This is a genomic window from Brevundimonas sp. NPDC055311, from assembly GCF_053645695.1.
This window is the reverse complement of record NZ_JBSHMV010000001.1, coordinates 515673-534314: the sequence shown is the minus strand read 5'-3', so window position 1 is coordinate 534314 and position 18642 is coordinate 515673. Positions and strand designations below refer to the sequence as shown.

Here is an 18642-nt window from a genome sequence, read left to right as displayed (position 1 = left end):
CAGCGGGAGAGGGTTATTCGCCCTTGGCCGCCTGCCTGGGGCTGAACTTCGGCGCGGGGGCCAGGCGCATGACTTCGCCCTGATAGCGTTCGTCGTCGCCGTTCACCGCGAAGGGCAGGGCGTCGGCGCAGGCCTGCAGCAGCGCATCCAGCCACGGCTTGTCGGCCTTATGGAAGTCGCCCAGGACGTGGTGCATGACCAGCTGCGGCTCGCCGGGATGGCCGATGCCCATGCGGGCGCGGCGGAAGTCGGCGCCCAGGTGGCTGATCAGGCTGCGCACGCCGTTCTGGCCCGCTGCGCCGCCGCCCTTCTTCATGCGGAAGCGGCCGGGGGCCAGGTCGATCTCGTCGTGGAAGACGATGACGTGCTCGGGCTTCACCTTGTAGAAGCGCGCCGCCTCGCCGACGGCCCGGCCGCTCTCGTTCATATAGGTCTGGGGCTTCATCAGCAGGACCTTGGTCCCCTCGACCTCGCCGTCGGCGACGATCGACTGGAACTTGGCGCGTGCAGGGCCGAAGCGCCAGCGGCTGGCGATCTCGTCCACGGCCATGAAGCCGATGTTGTGGCGGTTCTTTTCGTATTTGGCGCCGGGGTTGCCCAGGCCTGCGATGATGATCATGCGGTCCTCATGCCCCGTGCTTCAGGCAAAGAAAAGCCCCGCCAGGCGAACCGGGCGGGGCTGTGTCTCGCTGTTCAATCCCCTCAAGCAGCCCTGCGTCGCGCGCAGGGCGATAGGGGAAGAAACGTCAGGCTTCTTCGGCCTCGCCTTCGACGGTGGTGTCGCCGGCGTCCGACTGGCCAGCGGCCGAATTCTTGATCGCAGCGATCATGAAGTCGCGGTCGGCGATGGTCGGCGCGGCGCCTTCCGGCAGTTGGATGTCCGAGATCCGGATGTTCTCGCCGATCTCGCGGCCCTTCAGGTCGACGACCAGTTCCGACGGGATACGGTCGGCGCGGACCAGGATCTCGACCGTGTGGCGCACGACTTCCAGCATGCCGCCCTGACGGGTGTAGGGAGCTTCGTCAGCGTTGATGAAGGCGACCGGGATTTCGATCTTGATCTCTTCCTTGGCGCCGACGCGCATCAGGTCGAAGTGCAGCGGACGGTCGGAAACCGGGTCGAACTGGATGTCCTTGGCGATGACCGGCTGCGATTCCTTGCCGTGCTTCAGGGTCACCAGGTGGCCGATCAGCTTGCCGGTGTACAGCGACTTGCGGAATTCACGCTCGTTCACGGAGATGGCCACCGGGGCCTTGTCGCCGCCGTACAGGACGCCGGGCACAGCGCCTTCGCGACGCGCGGCGCGGGCGCCGCCGGTGCCCACGTTCTCGCGGACATCAACGTTCAGAATGATCTCGGCCATCGGGCTCGCCTTCAATACAAGTAAACGCCTGCGCGGAACCGGGTCCCGCGCGGCGGGGTCATGAACCCTTCGAATTCAAGAGCGCGGGCTATTACACGGAACACGGGGCGGACGCAACCGCCCCGGCCGCGCCCGCGGCGATAATCGACCTCAGCCGTGCGGAGAGGCGGAGGGTGAGGACTCGTTCTGAGCCTGGGCCATCGGCGCAGGCGCGCCGGCAGGCGGCACGGCCACGGTGATGGTCGGCATAGGGCCTGTATATTGGGCCGTGCACTGGGCGAGATCGCGCACCACGTGACGGCCGGCGCAGAAGATGTCCTCATAGTTCGGCCTGGATGCGGCCAGACACTGGAACAGCATCAGCTTGGACATGCTGAAACAGAACTCATTGTTCGATTCGGTCGTCAGGGCGTCGGTGTTGGCCTTGGCGTCCTCGCCCGCCGCGCCCAGGGCCGCCAGGGCGGCGATGGCCAGGGAGTTGACGATGGCGGGGGTAAAGGGGGCTCCGCGCTGAGCGGCGGCCAGGTTCAGCCCCGAGCCGCTGTTGGCGGCGGCGAACAGGCGGGCGCTGTCCTCGGCCGACGGCAGGCGCGGCGTGGCCGACAGGGTCTTGGCGCCTTCCAGGCGGCCATCGCGGTTTGCGACGGGCTGGGTGGCCCAGCGACGACGCGGATCGGTGCGCTCCTGAATGGTGTAGGCGTCGCCTTCCACCGCCTCGGCGAGGGCGGTCATGGTCGCGGCGTCCTTGCCCATGGTGCTGGCGATCAGGCCGGCGGCCGATTCGGCGCCCGGCAGGGTGGCGGCGTAGGCGGGATCGGCCACGATCCGCGCCACCATCTGCTGGCGCTGGGCCGGGTCGGCGGCGTACTGGCGCACGCCGGCGACGTATTCAGGCGATTGCAGCGCCAGGATGGCGCCATAGGCGATCATGCCGCGCGACAACTGGCCGGCCTCGACGGCGGCGCCCTTGCGGACGGCGGCCTGGATGGATTCGGCGTCGGGGAAGCCAGCCTGGATCGACCCGACTTCACGCACGAAGGCCACATAGACTGACGCGGCTTCAGCCACGCTCTGATTCAGAGCCAAGGCGGGGGGAGGCGGCGGCGGAGGCGGAGGCGGCGGCGCTTCCGGTTCGGGCGTCGAACAGCTGGCCAGGACGGCGGCGGCGGCGACAGCGGCGACGGAGAGGCCGCGGCGCAAGAAGGCCTGGGGCATCGGCGGTCTTCCCTTGTTCTTAAGCGATACGCACTTGGAGGGGCGTCCGAGGCGCGCGGCGCCCCAGACTACAGACCCTTATATCGCGGAGGGAATGGTTAGCCGAACCTTAATCGAACAGCTTTGAGACCGACTCTTCGTTGGCGATCCGCCGAATAGCCTCGCCCATCAGCGGAGCCACGGACACGCGGCGAATCTTCGAGCACTTCAAAACTTCGTCAGGCTGTTCGATGGAGTCGGTGATCACCAGCTCCTTCAGGGGGCCATTGGTGACGCGATCCACGGCCGGGCCGGACAGGACGCCGTGGCTGATGTAGGCCGAGACCTCGGTTGCGCCGCGATCGATCAGCGCCTTGGCGGCGTTCACAAGAGTGCCGCCCGAATCGACGATGTCGTCGAACAGGATGCAGCGGCGGCCTTCGACGTCGCCGATGATGTTCATGACCTCGCTCTCGCCCGCCTTGGGGCGGCGCTTGTCGACGATGGCCAGGTCGGCGTCCAGGCGGCTGGCCAGCGAGCGGGCGCGCACCACGCCGCCGACGTCGGGCGAGACGATCATCAGATCATCGCCGCGCGGATAGTTTTCCTTGATGTCCTGGGCCAGCACCGGCGTGGCCACCAGGTTGTCGGTCGGGATGTCGAAAAAGCCCTGAATCTGGCCTGCGTGCAGGTCCATGGTCAGGACGCGGTCGGCGCCCGCACGGGTGATCAGATTGGCGACCAGCTTGGCCGAGATCGGCGTGCGGCCGCCCGTCTTGCGGTCCTGACGGGCGTAACCGAAGTAGGGCATGACGGCGGTGATGCGCCGGGCCGAGGCGCGCACCAGCGCATCGGTCATGATCAGCATTTCCATCAGGTTGTCGTTGGCCGGATAGGAGGTCGACTGGATGATGAAGACATCCTCGCCGCGCACGTTCTCCTCGACGACGGCGAACACCTCATTGTCGGCGAAGCGTTTCACCTGGGCCTTGGTCAGCGGCATGTCCAGGTGCGAGGCGATGGCCTGGGCCAAGCTCCGGTTCGAATTGCCTGCAAGCAGCTTCATTGACCGGTCATCCTTTCGCCGTCATCGCCCCGCCAATAGTCGCGGACGCGTTTCTGGACGCGCTCTCTAGGCGGCGAACGGGGCGGCGTCCAGCCGTGTTCCGGTCGTATCTTCGATTTCAGCCGATTGGCTTGGGCGCGGGCGCTGTTATAGAGGACGCATCCTGCTAACGAGGGCGCGTGTCGCGTGTCCGCGTCCCGAAGGCATCTTGATGAGGTCGCCCTTGCTCGCTTCGAAGTCTCGTACCGGCCTGACCCTGTTGACGGTCGCCGTCGCGGCCCTGTCGCTCTCTGCCTGCGCCGGCAACAAGCCGCGCCAGAAGCTGGCCTATGAGGAGCGTCCGGTCGAGGCTCTCTACAACACCGGCTATCAGCGCCTGCAGTCCAAGCGCTGGATGGACGCCGTCGACTATTTCCAGGAAGTCGAACGCCAGCACCCCTATTCGGAGTGGGCGCGTCGGGCGATCCTGATGCAGGTCTACGCCTATTATCAGAACAACAACTATCAGGACGCGATCGCGGCGGCTGACCGCTTCATCGCCCTGTTCCCCGGCAATCCGTCGGCCAGCTACGCCTTCTACATGAAGGCCGTCTGCAACTTCGAGCAGATCGTCGACGTGGGCCGGGACCAGGGCTACGCCGAGGCCGCCCTGGCGGGTCTGCGCGACGTGGTGCGCCGTTATCCAGGTTCGACCTACGCCACCGACGCGCGGGTCAAGATCGACATGGTCAACGACCAGCTGGCCGGCAAGGAAATGACCGTCGGCCGCTATTATCAGCGGGCCAACCAGCCCCTGGGCGCCCTGAACCGCTACAAGACGGTCATCAACAACCCCGATTTCCAGCGTACGTCGCACACGCCCGAGGCCCTGTATCGCCTGGTCGAGGTCAATCTGAGCCTGGGTCTGACCGAGGAGGCGACCCGCAACGCCGCCGTTCTGGGCCACAACTTTCCGGGCAGCCCCTGGTACGCGGAGGCCTACGTCCTGCTGAACGAGCGGGGCCAGAGCCTCGACGTCAAGCCCGAGGGCAAGCGCGAATCCTGGCTGCAACGCCTGATCCCCGGCGGCGCCTGATCCGGTCGCAGAAAGGAGCGCGGGGCGTGATTAAGGCGCTGCGTTCCTGTTCTGTTTCCGGCTAGGATGCGGCGAAACCTCGAATCAGATCGCCCATGCTGACCACGCTCTCGATCCGCGACATCGTGCTTGTCGACGCCCTGGACCTGGAGGTCGAGGCGGGCCTGACCGTGCTGACCGGCGAGACGGGGGCGGGCAAGTCCATCATTCTGGACGCCCTGGGCCTGGCGCTAGGCGCGCGCTCCGACGCCGGACTGGTGCGCAACGGCGCCAAGCAGGCGTCCGCCACGGCCGTCTTCACCGCCCCGGATGACGAGGCGCTGATCGCCCTGCTGTCCGAGCGGGGCTTCGAGGCGGCGCCGGGCGAGGAACTGATCCTGCGCCGCGTAGTGTCGGCCGACGGCCGCAGCCGCGCCTATGTCAACGATCAGCCCGCCGGGGTGGCGGCCCTGCGCGAAATCGGCGCCCTGCTGGTCGAGGTGCACGGTCAGCATGAAACCGTCGGCCTGCTGGACTGGAAGACGCACCGCACCCTGCTGGACAACTATGGCGGGTTGCAGCCGCAATTGTCGGGCGTGGCCGGGGCGGCCGAGCGCCTGAAGTCGGCGCAGGCCCATCTGGATGAACTGGAGGCGTCCGCCGCCGAGGCCGCGGCCAAGGCGGAGGAGATCGCGCTGAATCTGGCCGACCTCGACGCCCTGGATCCCAAGCCGGACGAAGAGACGGAACTGGCGGGCGAACGGGCCATCCTCGGTGCGGCGGAGAAGGCGGTGGCTGATCTGGCCGATGCGCGCAATCTGCTGGGCGGGGACAAGCTGAGCCAGCGTCTGGCCTCGGCCCTGCGCGCGGTGGAGCACGCGCGCCAGCGGGCGGTGCAGGCGGGAGCCGAGGGCGACAATCCCATCATCGTCAAACTGGCGCTGGCGGCCGAGGCGGTGGACCGCGCCCTGGTCGAGGCGACCGAGGCAGTGGCCTGCGTCGACGCCGCCGCCGACGCCTTCGACTTCGAGCCGGGCCGTCTGGACAAGGCGGAGGAGCGGCTGTTCGCCTTGCGCGCCGCCGCTCGCAAGTTGAACACCCCGGTCGAGGCCCTGCCGGCGCTCCGGATGCGCCTGCGTGAACAACTGCGTCTGATCGAGGACGGAGAAGAGGCTCTGACCAAGGCCCGACGCGACGTCGCCGCCGCGATAGAGGCCTATGATGTGGCGGCCCTGCTGCTGACCTCGGCGCGCGAGGCGGCGGGAGATCGGCTGGTCGCCGCTGTCATGGACGAACTCGGCCCGTTGAAGCTGGAGCGCGCCCGCTTCCGCGTGACGCTGGAGCCGATCGAGGCGCGTCGCGGCCCGCTGGGCGTCGAGACGGTGCGGTTCGAGGTGGCGACCAATGCGGGGACCGCCTTCGGCCCGCTGGATACGGTGGCCTCGGGCGGGGAACTGGCGCGCTTCGCCCTGGCGATGAAGGCGGCTCTGGCCAGCCGCGAGGACCAGCGCCAGCCGGTCATGATCTTCGACGAGGTGGACCAAGGCGTCGGCGGCGCCGTGGCCGAAGCCGTAGGCGGACGCCTGCAACGCCTGTCGCGCGGGGCGCAGGTGCTGGTCGTGACGCACAGCCCCCAGGTCGCGGCGCGCGGCCACGCCCACTGGAAGGTCCGCAAGGCCGACGTGGAGGGCCATACGCGGACCTCCATCGACGTGCTGGAGGAAGGCCCGCGTCAGGAAGAGATCGCGCGGATGCTGTCCGGTGCCGAGATCACCGATGAAGCGCGGGCGGCGGCGCGGGTGCTGATCGGGTAGGGGCGATCACGTCCTCCCAACCCATGCTGTTGCAGACGACGCTGCCAGAACGGGCGATGCCCTGCTGATGCAGCTTCTGAGCGCGAGAGGGGCTGAGAAGACCTTCGTCCAGCGAATCCTGAAAGGGCAGGATTTCAACCCCGGTCAGACAACTACGCGCCATCCTTTCTTCGACGACATAAGCGCGGATTGCGGTGGAGGCGCCCTCCCAGTCGCCGTCCAGCGCGTTGGATGAGGCTTGTCCGGACTGACGATATAGAAGCCAGCCCGGGTGGATCCCATTTCGTCTGGCGAAGTGTATTTGCTGCTCGGCCAGTTGAGACAAAGCCGCCACGATCAGTTCGGGTTCGCCTTCGCCACGCATTTTTTCGACCAGCATGGGGTCTGCGCCCCCATGAATCACGATCAGCGCGCCGGGTTCAACGATCAACTGACCGGCAAGGGGCAGGAAGTAGTTCGCACATGAGGAGCTGCATTCTTTACGAACGCGCATGCTGAGACGCTGTCCCTCAAAATGCTGCGCGATTGTGATTGCAGCTTCGACGGAGCCGCCTCTGCTGTCCAAAAGCAGCTCAGTCGTTGTTGGCTGAAAGCGGGCCTTTACGCAGGCGGCCATCGCATCGTCGATCTCGCCCTGGATGATGAAGACGGTCGACGAATCCTGACGGCAACGCTCGTCGTCAGCTTGAGCGGTTGATGGGAGCGCAGACGTCAACGCCACCGCCAGAAGGAGGCAGGTCCAGTGCATCATGAGGTTGATGATGAAAGGACGGCGTTCGTTCATTTCTTGACGTGAACACACAACGCCATCAGCCTCAATCAGTGCTGGAGGTCAGACCCCCAGGATCCAGCCTTCTTCGCTTTCGACCTGAGCGATCAGGGCTTCGTCTGCACCGGCGGGCGGTGCAAACGCCTTCTGCAGGTCGCCGGCGTCGTCCATGCGGGCGAAGGCTTCGGCGGCGGCGCGGACCTGGGCCTGGGTCTTGTATTCCTTGACGCCTTCGGCGTTCACGCTGCGCTTGGCTTCATAGAGGGCGGGCCAGACTTCGACGATGACGGCTGACAGGGGCTCGATGTCGGCCTCGGTCAGTTCGCGCCAGCCTGTGCCGAAGGGCCAGACGGCGGTCGAGGCGCCCAGAGTGTCCAGCAGGCGGCGCAGCATGGGAACGCCGACCAGGGTCAGGCCGCCGATCGCGCCGGCGCCGTGCATCTGCCAGACGCTCTTGGGCGGCAGCTTGTCCTTGCGCGCGGCCAGTTCCGTGGCGCGGAACTCGGGGATGTCGGCGCCGGCGCCTTCGGGCGGCTTGGTCGTGGTCAGCCAGCGCTGGGCCTGGCTGGCGGGCGCGCCCCAGAAGGGCCAGGGCTCGTCCGTCATCAGGCGGTTCATCTTGGCCGCGACCTGATAGCGGTTGTTCGTGTTGTCGGCCTTGTCGACGATGTTGGCGGCCAGGAACTTGCCCATGGCGTCCCACGGGCGGCCGTCCAGTTTCAGCCGCGCAGCCGTTCCGGCCGGGAAGCCGAAGTCGAAGTCGAAGCCCACCAGCACGCGGTCGCCGCGCTTGCGGTGTTCGGCCAGCAGGTCGGCGATCAGCTTCTCGCCCTCGGCGCGCGTGGCGACGTTGTGTGTCTCGGCATAGAGGCGGAAGCGCACGTCGCGCTTGGCGACGCCGATCCACAGGGTCTGTTCGCCCAGCTTCTTGCCCTCGGCGGCGGTCCAGTTGGCGATGATGTAGGCGTCGAAGAGGCGGGCCACGGGGGCTCCTGAAGAAAGAAGCAAAAAGAGGGACGAGGGGTTCTAGCCGCCCGGACTCAAGCCGTGAAGGGCGATCAGCGTTGCATCAGGGCTTCGACGTGCGACAACCAGCGGCGCCCCAGCCGCAGGCCCTCGCCCGGAGAGCGAGCGCCGCTGGTCTTTTCGGCCTCGGAGGCGGGGGCGGTGCGAGAACCGTTCCACAGGGCCAGTTCGAACTCGGCGTTGTGGGGATCGCTGAAGATCAGCCGCAGCACGACCAATTCGGCGTCGGGCGCGTCCAGGTCGATCTCCTTGCGCATCTGACCGCGCAGGACGCGGGCGACGACATGGCCGTCGACAATGATCTCGGCGCCCAGCACTTCCTCGAAGGCGTAGACTAGCCCCATGGCGCCCCGGTTCCACAGGACGACCAACTGCCCGCCGTCGAGGTCCAGTCCGGCGGCGCGGCCTTCATGGGCTGACAGGGCCACTGTGTCGGCCGCCGCCCCCAGCGCCTTCTTCATCGCCCGTCGCAGTCGCCGCTCGGACTCCATCCACCAGGAAAACAGCAGGACGCCGGTGGTCAGGAAGGCGGCGATCAGGGCGATCAGCAGAATGGCCCTGAACGTGTCGCCCATGGATCAGGCCTCCAGATCCAGATCGACCACGACGGGGACGTGATCGCTGGGCTTTTCCATGTCGCGCGCCTCGCGGTGCGTCTCAATGGCGCGGAAGCGGTCGGCGGCCTGGGGCGACAGCATGGCGAAGTCGATGCGGATGCCGTGGTTCCTCTGCCAGGCGCCCGCCTGATAGTCCCAGAAGGTGAAGGTTCCGGCCGGTTCGCGGCCCAGTTCGTGGGAATCGGCCAGGCCCAGCCATTTCAGCGTGCGGAAGGCCTCGCGGCTTTCGGGCTGGAACAGGGCGTCCTCGGCCCAGGCGGCGGGGTTCTTGGCGTCCTCGGCCTCGGGGATGACGTTGTAGTCGCCGCACAGGGCCAGCGGTTCCTCCAGCGCCAGCAGTTCGCGCGCGTGGTTCTGAAGGCGTTGGAACCAGGCCAGCTTGTAGGCGAACTTCTCGGTTCCCAGCGGATTGCCGTTGGGCAGGTAGATGGAGGCGACGCGGAGCGGGCGGGGCGCTTCGATCAGAGCTTCCAGATAGCGGGCCTGTTCGTCCGTCTCGTCGCCGGGCAGGCCGCGCCGTACATCCGACAGCGGATATTTCGAGAGCAGGGCGACGCCGTTGTAGCTCTTCTGGCCGTGCGTCTCGACGTTGTAGCCCAGGTCCTCGAAGGCCTCGCGCGGGAACTTCTCGTCCACGCATTTGATCTCCTGGAAGCAGGCGACGTCGGGATTGGCGGCCTGAATCCACTCCAGCACCGTGGGCAGGCGGGCGTTGACCGAGTTCACGTTCCAGGTGGCGATGCGCATGGGACGCAAGGCTAAGGTGAGCCGCTTCATTCGGGAAGAGGGGCGGACAAAACAAAGACGCCGCCGGATTGCTCCGGCGGCGTCTGAAACTTCAGGCTGAAATCAGAGTCAGCTGTTCGGCGTAGCGGCCGGAGCCGTGGTCGTCAGCTTGCAGCCGCCGCCGACTTGCTGAGCGGTGGCGCAGGGGTAGACCTGCTGCACGGCCTTGGCCGTGTCGAAGCGGACGATGACGCCGTCCGCGCCGTTGCAGGCGGCTTCATAGAAGGAGCCGTTGGCGTTCTTGCCCATGTAGCGGGCCTGGCTGACGTCGCAGGCGGCGGCTTCGGAGCCGGCCAGCCAGCCCTTCAGCGTGGCGACTTGCTCGGCCGGCGTGGTGAAGCGGCACGTGGCGTTGGCCGAGACCAACTCCATGCAGGAGACGACTTCCCAGCCCGAGGCGGCCTTGTTGATCTGGGCGCCTTCGACGCCGGCGCAGCCGACCTCATAGACCACGGCCCCGCCCGGCTTGGCGCCGATGATGGAGCCTTCGTCGACCGTGCAGGCCACGCCGGCTTCCTTGGCGAAGGCGGTGATGACGGCCATGGCGTTATCGTTGGCCGGCATGCTGCATTGCGAGCCCACATCCGCTTCCGGATCACGCGCACGGGCCTGTTCGGCCGAATAGGCCAGCACCATGCAGTCCGTGGCCACCGGCGGGGTCGAAGTCAGCAGCAGATAGCCGGGACCGGCCGCGCAGGCGACCTCATACAGCGACTCCTTGTTGGGCGACTGGCCCAGCAGTTTGGACTCGGTGATCTGGCAGTTGGTGTTGGTCGCGGTCAGCACGCCCTGGGCGGCGGCCTGGACCTCCTCGGCGCTGGGCGGCTGGGGCGCGCGTTGGCGCTGCTGCTGCTGACGGCGGGCCAGACGGCCTGTCGGGGCGCGTTCTCCGGCGCGTTGCTCGTTCAGCGGATCCTGTTCATTGCCGCCAGGGCCGACGGGAGCCGCGCCTGACCGGACCTGGGCGACACTCAAGGAAGGCGTAAGGGTCATGAGCGCCAGGGCGGCTGCCACAACGACCGTGCGGCTACGGGTAGGGAAGGTCACAAAACTGCTCCGGGCCTCGAAAAGGATAAAGCAGCCTTGGCGGCGTCTTTGGCTGTGGTCAAGCGCAAGTGCGCCTTGATGCTGGACGATCGTCTCATGTTCCGCTTATCTGCACGATAGTTTTGATTGGAGACGGACCTTGGCGGAAGGAGACACCCTGTCTCGCTCGCGGATGGAGCGGGGCCTGAAGTATCCGTTTCCGGAGGCGCCTTCCGCCGGCGAAGCGATAGAGGTCGCGCCCGGCGTGCTGTGGTTGCGCCTGCCGCTGCCCATGGCCCTAAACCACATCAATCTCTACGCCATCGAGGATGGAGACGGCTGGGCCATTGTCGACGCCGGTCTGGCCACGGATGCGTCGCGCGAAGGCTGGAGCAGGACGCTGACCGGCGTCCTGGGCGGCCGCCCCGTCACCCGCGTCATCTGCACTCATATGCACCCGGATCATATCGGCCTTGCCGGCTGGCTGTGCGAACAGTTCGATGCGCCGCTGCTGATGTCGCGGACGGAGTATGTGACCGCGCGACTGCTGATCGGCGACGAGGCGTTGGGGCTTCCGGCGAGCGCTGAAGCCTTCTATCGGGCGGCGGGATGGTCGGACGAACAGATGGCGCGCTGGCGGGACGGCTATGGCGGGTTCGGCCGCATGGTTCAGGATTTTCCGCGTTATTACCGCCGGGTGCAGGACGGCGAGATCCTGAGCATCGGCGGTGATGAATGGCGGGTCGTGATCGGCGAAGGGCACAGTCCGGAGCATGTCTGCCTGTGGCGCGAGACGGACGGCGTCTTCATCGCGGGCGATCAGATTCTGCCGCGCATTTCCTCAAATATCTCGATCTGGCCGACGGAGCCGCAGGCCGACCCGCTGGGCGATTGGCTGCGCTCGCTGGCGGCGCTGAAGGACAGGCTGCCGGGCGATCTGCTGGTGCTGCCTTCGCATGGGGAGCCGTTCTACGGCGTGACCTTGCGGCTGGAGGCGTTGATGCGCGGGCATGAGGTGGCGCTGAAGCGGTTGGAGAAGACGCTGCGGACGCCGTGTCGCGCCGTGGACGTGTTCGGCGCTTTGTTCGCTCGGCCGGTGGGCGACGCCGTATTGGGCATGGCGACCGGCGAGGCGCTGGCGCACCTCAACTATCTCGAACGCCAGGGACGAGTCCGCCGCGCGCGGGACGGGGACGGCGTGGATTGGTGGAGCCTTTCGGAGACAGGCCAATGAGCGAACATATTCGGACCCATCTGGAGGGCGGCGTCCTGACGGTCGTCTTCGACCGTGCGGACAAGAAGAACGCCATCACCCAGGCGATGTATACGGCTCTGGCCGATGCGACGGAGAAGGCGAGGGTCGACGACGCCGTGCGCGTCATCCTGTTCCGCAGCGAGGGCGATTCCTTCTCGGCGGGCAATGACATCGCCGACTTCATCGCCATTGGCCAGACCGAGGGCGATCTGGTCGAGATGGGGGTGTTCCGCTTCCTGAAGGCGTTGGCCGATTTGGACAAGCCCGCTGTGGCGGCGGTGCGCGGCCGGGCGGTGGGCATCGGCCTGACGCTGCTGCTGCATTGCGACATGGTGGTTGTGGCCGAGGACGCCCTGTTGTCCGTTCCCTTCGTCAATCTGGCGCTGGCGCCGGAGGCGGCGTCGTCGCTGCTGCTGCCGCGTGTTCTGGGTCATCAGCGGGCGTTTGAACTGTTCGCCTTGGGCGAGGCGATCGACGGCAAGACGGCGCTGGCCTGGGGCCTGGCCAACCGCGCGGTTCCCGCTGATCAGGTCGAGGCGACGGCGGCGGATCTAGCGGCCAAGCTGGCGGCGCGGGCGCCCAACTCCATTCGCAAGACCAAGGCCCTGATGCGCGACGCTGAGCTGTTGTGGACGGTCATGCAGCGCGAGGCGCAGGCCTTCGGTTCGCAGATGCGCAGCCCCGAGGCGATGGAGGCCTTCATGGCCTTCAGCCAGAAGCGCGCGCCGGACTTCTCCCGGCAGGGCTGATTTCGCGCCATTTCGCCGAAGATCACGATTGATTCGGGGGGCGCGGGGGACTAGGGGCCGCGCATGAACGCCGCGCCCGCCTCCGCCCCGCCTGACGACCCGCAGTTCGCGGGGGCGATCACGCGTGAGACGACAGCCGATACGGCCGCCGTCGACGCCCTGGTCATCGCCGCCTTCGGCCCAGGCCGTTTCGCCAAGACGGCCGAGCGGCTGCGCGAGCGCGCGCCGCTGACGACCGGGTTCTGTCTGTATGAAGGCGGCCGCCTGATCGGCTCGGTGCGGCTGTGGTCCATCATGGTGGGCGAGGCGCGTTCGGTCTTTCTGGGTCCCATCGCCGTGGACAAGGCCAGCCGGAGCACCGGACTGGGCGGTGAACTGGTGCGCGCCTGCATCGAAGAGGCGAAGACGCTGGGGCTGGACGGCATCCTGCTGGTCGGCGATCCGCCCTATTTCTCGCGCTTCGGGTTCGTGCCTGCGCCCGACGCCGTGTTGCCGGGGCCGGTGGATCAGCGCCGGGTCATGTGGCTGCCCTTCACCGAGACGGCGCCGGTCGGGACGGTTTGGGCCGATCTCTGAGCCGGGCGCGGCCTTCCTTTGCGGGGCGACGCGTCCCATAGTTCAGACATGACGAACCCACCGACATCGTCCGGCTCTGGCCTGACCAGCGTGGCCGAGGCTGCGCGTCAGGCGCCGGGACGGGGACTGCCGCCCGTGCATCTGTGGCATCCTGAACATTGCGGCGAGATCGACATCCTGATCCGCGCCGACGGAGTGTGGATGCATGAAGGCTCGCCCATCGGGCGGGCTGAGCTTGTGCGGCTGTTCTCGACGGTGCTGAGGAAGGACCCGGACGGCTATCATCTGGTCACGCCGGTCGAGAAGTTGAAGATCGCGGTCGAGGATCTGCCGTTCCGCGCTGTGGCGGTGCGTGAAGACGATGGGGCGCTGGTCTTCACCACGGATCAGGGCGACGAGGCCGTCGCCGGTCCCGACCACGCCATCGTCGTCGAGACGAATGCGACGACGGGCGAGCCGGCGCCCCGTCTCCACGTGCGGGGCGATCTGTGGGCGCGGATCGCGCGGCCGGTCTTCTATGAACTGGTCGAGCGGGCGAAGGAGGCGGACGGACGGCTGGCGGTGCGCTCGGGCGGGGTGACGTTTCCGCTGGGGCCGGAAGGGGCGGGGCTTTGACCTGTTCCGGCTTGAAATTGCGGCTGCAACAGCGGCTGGATCCGGTGTCGGCGTGGTCGCCGCAGCGAGGTGCGGTACGGTCCGACTATGACCTGAACCCCGATTTCAGCCGTCCGAAAGTCAAGTTGAGACCGGCGGCGGTGCTGATCCCCATCATCGCGCGTGAAGACGGCCCCAGCGTCCTGCTGACGCGACGGTCCGACAGTCTGGCCAGCCATACGGGGCAGATCGCCTTTGCGGGCGGACGGCTCGATCCGGGTGAGACGGCGCTGGACGCCGCCCTGCGCGAGGCGTGGGAGGAGATCGCGCTGGATCCCGCCGTGGTCGAGCCGCTGGGGCTGGGCGATCCCTATGAGACGGGCACGGGCTTTCTGGTGACGCCGGTGGTGGGCTGGCTGACGGCGCCGCCCGAAGTCACCCCGTCGCCCGCCGAGGTGGCCGAAGTGTTCGAGGCGCCGTGGGACTTCCTGATGGATCCGGTGAACCATCGCCGCGACTACTATGATCAAGAGAATGGGCCGCGCCGCTGGTTCTGGGCCATGCCCTATCGCGAGCGCTACATCTGGGGCGTGACGGCGGGCATTCTGAAGGGGCTGTTTAACCGGCTCTATGGCGAGGAGGCCGCGCCGCATCAGGCCGCCGAGGCTGACGCGACCGAGCGTGTGGAATGAGCCGCGTCCTTTCAGGGCAGGACTGGCTGACGGCCAGCGCGACGCAGGCGGTGATGGCGGCGCTGGCGGCGGCGGGGGGGACGGACTGCGCCCGTTTCGTCGGCGGATGCGTGCGCAACGCTGTGCTGGGCGCGCCGATCGACGATGTGGACATAGCCACCGTCCTGACGCCCGAGGCGGTGATCCGGGCGCTGAAGGCGGCGGGCCTGAAGAGCGTGCCGACCGGCATGGAGCACGGTACGGTGACGGCCATATCGGAGCGCCAGCCGTTCGAGATCACCACCCTGCGCAGGGACGTGTCGACGGACGGGCGCCGCGCCACGGTCGCCTTCACCGACGACTGGGCCGAAGACGCGGCGCGGCGGGATTTCCGACTGAACGCCCTTTATGCCGATGCGGACGGGCTGATCCTCGACCCAACGGGCGCGGGGTATGAGGACGCACTGGCCGGACGGATCGTCTTCGTCGGCGAGCCGGAACAGCGCATCCGCGAGGATTATCTGCGCATCCTGCGCTTCTATCGCTTTTTCGCCTGGTATGGGCGCGGGGCGCCGGATGCGGCGGCGGTCGAAGCCTGTGCCGCTCTGGCCGAAGGGGTCGAACGGCTGTCGGCCGAGCGGGTGTCGAAGGAACTGCTCAAGCTGCTGGCCGCGCCCGATCCGCGCGCGGCGGTGCGGCTGATGGATCAGGCGGGGGTGCTGGGGCGGGTTATGCCGCAGCCGAAAAGCCTGACGCTGTTCGAGGCGATGGTCGGGGTCAGCACGGACCCGGGGCGGCGTCTGTCAGCGCTGTTGCCGGAGGACGCGGAGGCGGTGCGCGCGGCGGCGCTGAAGCTGCGGCTGTCGAACGTTCAGAGGGACCGGCTGGTCGAGGCCGTCGGCGAACAGATTGATCCGGCGATGAGCGAGGCCGAGGCGCGCGCCGCCGTCTGGCGCACGGGGCGTCAGGCGGTCGAGGATCGTCTTTATCGCGCCTGGGCGGCGGGCGCGGATGCCGGGACGGTGCAACGCCTGCTGACGCTGGCGGCGAACTGGTCGCCGCCGAAGTTGCCGGTCGGGGGAAAGGATCTGGCGCGACTGGGTCTTCAACCAGGACCGCAGACGGGGCGGCTGCTGAAGGCCTTTGAAGAGAGCTGGATCGCCGACGACTTCCCCGACAACGGACATGAGGCGCGGCTGAAGGCCCTTATGGCTCGGCCCGGCTGAGGCGCACGATCACCGGGCGGTGGTCCGAACCCGTCTTCTGGCCCAACCGCCGCTCGACCAGCGCCAGATCGGGCGTGCGCCAGACGTGGTCGATGGTGATGCCGAGGAAGGCGGGCAGGGCTGAGGGCCAGGTGCCGGGCCAGGCGGGGGCGGGGATCAGGCCTGTCTCAGCTTTGATCTGACGACCGATGCGGCCGCTGGAGACGCTGTTGAAGTCGCCCGCCACGACGACCGGCCCCTCCAGCCCAGCGCGCAGTCCGGCCAACCGTTGCGCCTGACTGATCTGGCCGTAGGGGTGCTGGAAGGGCCAGGGCCGCGTCATGTGGACGGCGATCAGGCTGACCGGCCCCAGTGGCGTCTCGGCCTGGGCGACAAGGGCCGCCAGACCCTGACCGTCAGCATCGCGCACACGGCGCAGCGGCAGACGCGAGGCGATCACCGAGCGGGCGGCGCCGCTGGGCCGATCCTTGCGCGGCGTGCTGACCCGGTGCGGATAGGCGGTCAGGATCGTGTCCAGTTGCGCGGCCGGGGCGTCGCCCAGCTCGATCAGCATGACCACGTCGGCGTCGGCCTGTTCGATGGAGCGGGCGATGGCCGCCACGTCCTCGTTCCGCGCCCACAGGTTGGCGGAGTAGACGGTCAGGGTTTCCGGCCCAGAGACGCGGCCTTTTTCCGGCGTCCATTGCGGCCAGACGGCCAGGAGCAGCAGCCCCGCCACCCCTGCGCCCAGCAACGTCATGTCCCACAGTCTGAACAGCAGGAAGAGGCCGCACAGCGCCAGCGTCGCAACCAGGGCGGGCGCGGTGAACTGGGTCAGCAGGTCGGGCAGGCGGTGGCCGATGCGGCTGAGCGCCGAGACGGCGACGAGGCCGGGCGGCGCCAGCAGGGCCAGGGCGGCCAGTCGCATCAGGGCCTGGGTCAGGGTCATGCAGCGACCTTCGGTGAACGCGTGGGGAAGCGTCGGTTAGCGCGTCGGCGCCGGACCTGTCGAGCGCGGCTTCGTGCGTCCAAATGCGCGGGCACGGCGCAGGGCGATAGCGCGCCTGATGCAGCCAATCCCTGAAAATTCCCGGCTTTGGCGTGAACTCGCGCGGATCGGCGCGCCGAGGCTCGTCGCCTGATCAGACTGCGGTCTCAACCTTTGGAGACCGCCATGAGCGATGACGCCAGCGCGCGGCTGGGCCTGCCTTATCTGGCGGCCGGACAGCTGCAGAAACACGTGACCCTGAACGAGGCCCTGACCCGTCTGGACGCCCTGATCCAGACCGCCGTGGCCAGCCGCACGGTCAGCGATCAGCCCACTGATCCGGCCGAGGGGGCGCTCTATATCCTGCCGGAAGACGCGACGGGCGATGCGTGGGCGGCGCACCCGGCGGGAAGCCTGATGCGGCATGAACGGGGCGGCTGGCTGCCGGTCCCTGCGCCGGACGGCCAACTGGTCGTGGTTCTCGACAGCGAGGAGATTCTGGTCCGGCGGGCAGACGTCTGGACGCCACTGTCCTTCGGCCTGCCCGAAGAGATCCAGCAGATCACCCGTCTGGGCGTGAACACCACGGCGGACGCGACGAACGTCGTCGCCGTGCGGGCCAACAAGGCGCTGTGGACTGCGCTGGAAAGCGAAAGCGGCGGCGACGGCGATCTGCGTTTCACCTTCAACAAACAGGCGGCGGGCGACGTCCTGTCTCTGCTGTTCCAGAGCGGATGGGGCGGGCGGGCCGAGCTGGGGCTGGTCGGCGATGACGACCTTCGGCTGAAGGTCAGCCCCGACGGCGACGCCTGGCATGAGGCGCTGCGGATCGACCGCAGCACGGGCCGCGCCTGGTTCGGTCAGGGCGCGACGCGCCGCGAAACGACGGTGCTGACCGCCTCTGGGAGCTGGACCCCGCCGGCCTGGGCGCGCTGGATCGAGGTCGTCTGCGTGGGCGGCGGAGGCGGAGGCGGGGCCGGTCTGTCGGGCGCGTCCGGCGCCGTTCGGCATGGCGGCGGAGGCGGCGGCGCAGGCGGCGTCATGACCACCTTGTGGCCGGCTGTGAATCTGTCGGGCGCGCTGACGATCACGGTCGGAGCGGGCGGAGCCGGGGGCGTCGGCTCCGGCGCCGGGGGCGCGGCGGGCGGCGCGAGCCTGGTGAAGACCGGCGCCCAGACTCTGCTGACAGGCGAAGGCGGTCGCGGCGGCGCGGGCGGTTCTGCAGCGTCGGGGAACGGCGGCGCGGGCGGCGGCGGCGCGCCGGCCTCCAACGGGGGCGGAGCCTCTTCCGTCTCGGCGGCCGGCGGGGCCGGGCAGGCGGCGGCGCGTCCGGACGGCGCCGGCGGTGGCGGCGCGGGCGGCGGTCTCAGCGCAGCCAATGCGGCGCAGCCGGGAGGCGCAGGCGGCGCTGGCGCGATGCTGCTGTTGAGAGCGGCGGGCGGCGCAGGCGGCGCGACGGTCGGCGCGGCGGGACAGGCGGCGCCATGGCCGGACCTGCACTGGGCCGGCGGCGGCGGCTCGGGCGGCGGCGCCCAGGCTTCAGGCGCCGGTCATGCGGGGGGAGCCGGCGGCCTTCATGGCGGCGGCGGAGGCGGCGGAGGCGCAGGCGTGACGGCGGCGGGCACCGGCGGGCAGGGCGCGGCCGGCGTGGTCTGGCTGACGGCGATTGGGTGAGCGCCATGATCCGACGTCTGCACCGCATCATCGACGCCGAGGAGCCCATGTCGCTCGGCGAACTGGAGCCGCTTCTGGACGAGGAGGTCTGGGCCGCGCCCGAGCGCCTCTCGGCCGACGACTGTTTCGACCACCTGGGCAGCGACTGGCGAAGCTCGGCCGCGCCTCATGACCCGGAGGATGAACGATGACGCCTGACCACAGGGACGAGCCG

Annotated in this window: 20 protein-coding genes; 10 read left to right on the top strand and 10 right to left on the bottom strand. The window is 68.4% G+C overall.

Annotated features, from left to right (window positions below; translation table 11 throughout):
- Positions 1-13: 13 nt before the first annotated feature.
- The 4 genes from pth to ACWIDZ_RS02545 form a co-directional block, all read right to left on the bottom strand.
- Complete coding sequence (gene pth / locus ACWIDZ_RS02560; RefSeq protein ID WP_312218133.1) at positions 14-619, bottom strand: aminoacyl-tRNA hydrolase; 606 nt, start codon at positions 617-619, stop codon at positions 14-16.
- Positions 620-746: 127 nt separating this feature from the next.
- The gene (locus tag ACWIDZ_RS02555; RefSeq protein WP_312218132.1) at positions 747-1364 is read right to left on the bottom strand and encodes a 50S ribosomal protein L25/general stress protein Ctc; all 618 of its coding nucleotides are present in this window, start codon (positions 1362-1364) and stop codon (positions 747-749) included.
- Between the two features lie 150 nt (positions 1365-1514).
- Positions 1515-2579, bottom strand: a complete 1065-nt coding sequence (locus tag ACWIDZ_RS02550; RefSeq protein WP_453988379.1) for a hypothetical protein — start codon at positions 2577-2579, stop codon at positions 1515-1517.
- A gap of 109 nt (positions 2580-2688) precedes the next feature.
- Positions 2689-3624, bottom strand: coding sequence for a ribose-phosphate pyrophosphokinase (locus ACWIDZ_RS02545; protein WP_291776246.1), 936 nt, complete (start codon positions 3622-3624; stop codon positions 2689-2691).
- A gap of 211 nt (positions 3625-3835) precedes the next feature.
- Here ACWIDZ_RS02545 and ACWIDZ_RS02540 point away from each other — a divergent pair, with 211 nt between their 5' ends.
- The gene (locus ACWIDZ_RS02540; protein ID WP_453988380.1) at positions 3836-4699 is read left to right on the top strand and encodes an outer membrane protein assembly factor BamD; all 864 of its coding nucleotides are present in this window, start codon (positions 3836-3838) and stop codon (positions 4697-4699) included.
- A gap of 95 nt (positions 4700-4794) precedes the next feature.
- Positions 4795-6492 (top strand): DNA repair protein RecN, encoded by a 1698-nt coding sequence (gene recN / locus ACWIDZ_RS02535; protein ID WP_343831255.1) that lies wholly within the window; start codon positions 4795-4797, stop codon positions 6490-6492.
- Here recN and ACWIDZ_RS02530 read toward each other — a convergent pair.
- The 5 genes from ACWIDZ_RS02530 to ACWIDZ_RS02510 all read right to left on the bottom strand — a co-directional run bounded on the left by ACWIDZ_RS02530 (position 6449) and on the right by ACWIDZ_RS02510 (position 10665).
- Positions 6449-7276 carry a hypothetical protein gene (locus ACWIDZ_RS02530; RefSeq protein WP_453988381.1) on the bottom strand — a complete coding sequence of 276 codons (828 nt, stop codon included), beginning with the start codon at positions 7274-7276 and terminating at the stop codon, positions 6449-6451. The two genes, recN and ACWIDZ_RS02530, sit on opposite strands and share 44 nt — an antisense overlap.
- Positions 7277-7324: 48 nt before the next feature.
- Positions 7325-8245, bottom strand: coding sequence for a cobalamin biosynthesis protein CbiG (locus ACWIDZ_RS02525; RefSeq protein WP_453988382.1), 921 nt, complete (start codon positions 8243-8245; stop codon positions 7325-7327).
- A gap of 74 nt (positions 8246-8319) precedes the next feature.
- The gene (locus ACWIDZ_RS02520; RefSeq protein WP_312218127.1) at positions 8320-8862 is read right to left on the bottom strand and encodes a hypothetical protein; all 543 of its coding nucleotides are present in this window, start codon (positions 8860-8862) and stop codon (positions 8320-8322) included.
- Positions 8863-8865: 3 nt separating this feature from the next.
- On the bottom strand, positions 8866-9651 hold the full coding sequence (xth, locus tag ACWIDZ_RS02515) for an exodeoxyribonuclease III (RefSeq protein ID WP_453988383.1): 786 nt from the start codon (positions 9649-9651) through the stop codon (positions 8866-8868).
- Between the two features lie 108 nt (positions 9652-9759).
- Positions 9760-10665, bottom strand: a complete 906-nt coding sequence (locus ACWIDZ_RS02510) for a hypothetical protein (RefSeq protein WP_453988384.1) — start codon at positions 10663-10665, stop codon at positions 9760-9762.
- Positions 10666-10876: 211 nt separating this feature from the next.
- On the opposite strand from ACWIDZ_RS02510, the gene ACWIDZ_RS02505 reads away from it, so the two are divergent.
- The 6 genes from ACWIDZ_RS02505 to ACWIDZ_RS02480 all read left to right on the top strand — a co-directional run bounded on the left by ACWIDZ_RS02505 (position 10877) and on the right by ACWIDZ_RS02480 (position 15787).
- Entirely contained in the window at positions 10877-11950 is a 1074-nt protein-coding gene (locus ACWIDZ_RS02505; protein ID WP_453988385.1) for an MBL fold metallo-hydrolase, read from the top strand.
- Positions 11947-12720 carry an enoyl-CoA hydratase gene (locus ACWIDZ_RS02500; RefSeq protein ID WP_453988387.1) on the top strand — a complete coding sequence of 258 codons (774 nt, stop codon included), beginning with the start codon at positions 11947-11949 and terminating at the stop codon, positions 12718-12720. Before ACWIDZ_RS02505 ends, ACWIDZ_RS02500 begins: the two co-directional genes overlap by 4 nt.
- A gap of 63 nt (positions 12721-12783) precedes the next feature.
- Positions 12784-13296: a GNAT family N-acetyltransferase gene (locus ACWIDZ_RS02495; RefSeq protein WP_453988388.1), complete on the top strand. Its 513-nt coding sequence runs from the start codon at positions 12784-12786 to the stop codon at positions 13294-13296.
- A gap of 48 nt (positions 13297-13344) precedes the next feature.
- Positions 13345-13911, top strand: coding sequence for a DUF1285 domain-containing protein (locus ACWIDZ_RS02490; protein WP_453988389.1), 567 nt, complete (start codon positions 13345-13347; stop codon positions 13909-13911).
- Positions 13908-14582 (top strand): CoA pyrophosphatase, encoded by a 675-nt coding sequence (locus tag ACWIDZ_RS02485; RefSeq protein ID WP_453988390.1) that lies wholly within the window; start codon positions 13908-13910, stop codon positions 14580-14582. The genes ACWIDZ_RS02490 and ACWIDZ_RS02485 overlap by 4 nt, the downstream gene beginning before the upstream one ends.
- Positions 14579-15787 (top strand): CCA tRNA nucleotidyltransferase, encoded by a 1209-nt coding sequence (locus tag ACWIDZ_RS02480; RefSeq protein ID WP_453988391.1) that lies wholly within the window; start codon positions 14579-14581, stop codon positions 15785-15787. Before ACWIDZ_RS02485 ends, ACWIDZ_RS02480 begins: the two co-directional genes overlap by 4 nt.
- Here ACWIDZ_RS02480 and ACWIDZ_RS02475 read toward each other — a convergent pair.
- The gene (locus ACWIDZ_RS02475) at positions 15768-16715 is read right to left on the bottom strand and encodes an endonuclease/exonuclease/phosphatase family protein (protein WP_453988392.1); all 948 of its coding nucleotides are present in this window, start codon (positions 16713-16715) and stop codon (positions 15768-15770) included. The two genes, ACWIDZ_RS02480 and ACWIDZ_RS02475, sit on opposite strands and share 20 nt — an antisense overlap.
- A gap of 225 nt (positions 16716-16940) precedes the next feature.
- On the opposite strand from ACWIDZ_RS02475, the gene ACWIDZ_RS02470 reads away from it, so the two are divergent.
- Together ACWIDZ_RS02470 and ACWIDZ_RS02465 are read left to right on the top strand one after the other, a co-directional pair.
- Positions 16941-18428, top strand: coding sequence for a DUF2793 domain-containing protein (locus ACWIDZ_RS02470; protein ID WP_453988393.1), 1488 nt, complete (start codon positions 16941-16943; stop codon positions 18426-18428).
- A 5-nt stretch (positions 18429-18433) separates the two neighbouring features.
- Complete coding sequence (locus ACWIDZ_RS02465; RefSeq protein ID WP_343831278.1) at positions 18434-18619, top strand: hypothetical protein; 186 nt, start codon at positions 18434-18436, stop codon at positions 18617-18619.
- Positions 18620-18642 lie beyond the last annotated feature (23 nt).

Coding starts and splice junctions, on each gene's coding strand:
- pth (WP_312218133.1), bottom strand. CDS start 619: ATGATCATCATCGCAGGCCTGGGCAACCCCGGCGCCAAATACGAAAAG.
- ACWIDZ_RS02555 (WP_312218132.1), bottom strand. CDS start 1,364: ATGGCCGAGATCATTCTGAACGTTGATGTCCGCGAGAACGTGGGCACC.
- ACWIDZ_RS02550 (WP_453988379.1), bottom strand. CDS start 2,579: ATGCCCCAGGCCTTCTTGCGCCGCGGCCTCTCCGTCGCCGCTGTCGCC.
- ACWIDZ_RS02545 (WP_291776246.1), bottom strand. CDS start 3,624: ATGAAGCTGCTTGCAGGCAATTCGAACCGGAGCTTGGCCCAGGCCATC.
- ACWIDZ_RS02540 (WP_453988380.1), top strand. CDS start 3,836: ATGAGGTCGCCCTTGCTCGCTTCGAAGTCTCGTACCGGCCTGACCCTG.
- recN (WP_343831255.1), top strand. CDS start 4,795: ATGCTGACCACGCTCTCGATCCGCGACATCGTGCTTGTCGACGCCCTG.
- ACWIDZ_RS02530 (WP_453988381.1), bottom strand. CDS start 7,276: ATGAACGAACGCCGTCCTTTCATCATCAACCTCATGATGCACTGGACC.
- ACWIDZ_RS02520 (WP_312218127.1), bottom strand. CDS start 8,862: ATGGGCGACACGTTCAGGGCCATTCTGCTGATCGCCCTGATCGCCGCC.
- xth (WP_453988383.1), bottom strand. CDS start 9,651: ATGCGCATCGCCACCTGGAACGTGAACTCGGTCAACGCCCGCCTGCCC.
- ACWIDZ_RS02500 (WP_453988387.1), top strand. CDS start 11,947: ATGAGCGAACATATTCGGACCCATCTGGAGGGCGGCGTCCTGACGGTC.
- ACWIDZ_RS02495 (WP_453988388.1), top strand. CDS start 12,784: ATGAACGCCGCGCCCGCCTCCGCCCCGCCTGACGACCCGCAGTTCGCG.
- ACWIDZ_RS02490 (WP_453988389.1), top strand. CDS start 13,345: ATGACGAACCCACCGACATCGTCCGGCTCTGGCCTGACCAGCGTGGCC.
- ACWIDZ_RS02480 (WP_453988391.1), top strand. CDS start 14,579: ATGAGCCGCGTCCTTTCAGGGCAGGACTGGCTGACGGCCAGCGCGACG.
- ACWIDZ_RS02475 (WP_453988392.1), bottom strand. CDS start 16,715: ATGACCCTGACCCAGGCCCTGATGCGACTGGCCGCCCTGGCCCTGCTG.
- ACWIDZ_RS02470 (WP_453988393.1), top strand. CDS start 16,941: ATGAGCGATGACGCCAGCGCGCGGCTGGGCCTGCCTTATCTGGCGGCC.
- ACWIDZ_RS02465 (WP_343831278.1), top strand. CDS start 18,434: ATGATCCGACGTCTGCACCGCATCATCGACGCCGAGGAGCCCATGTCG.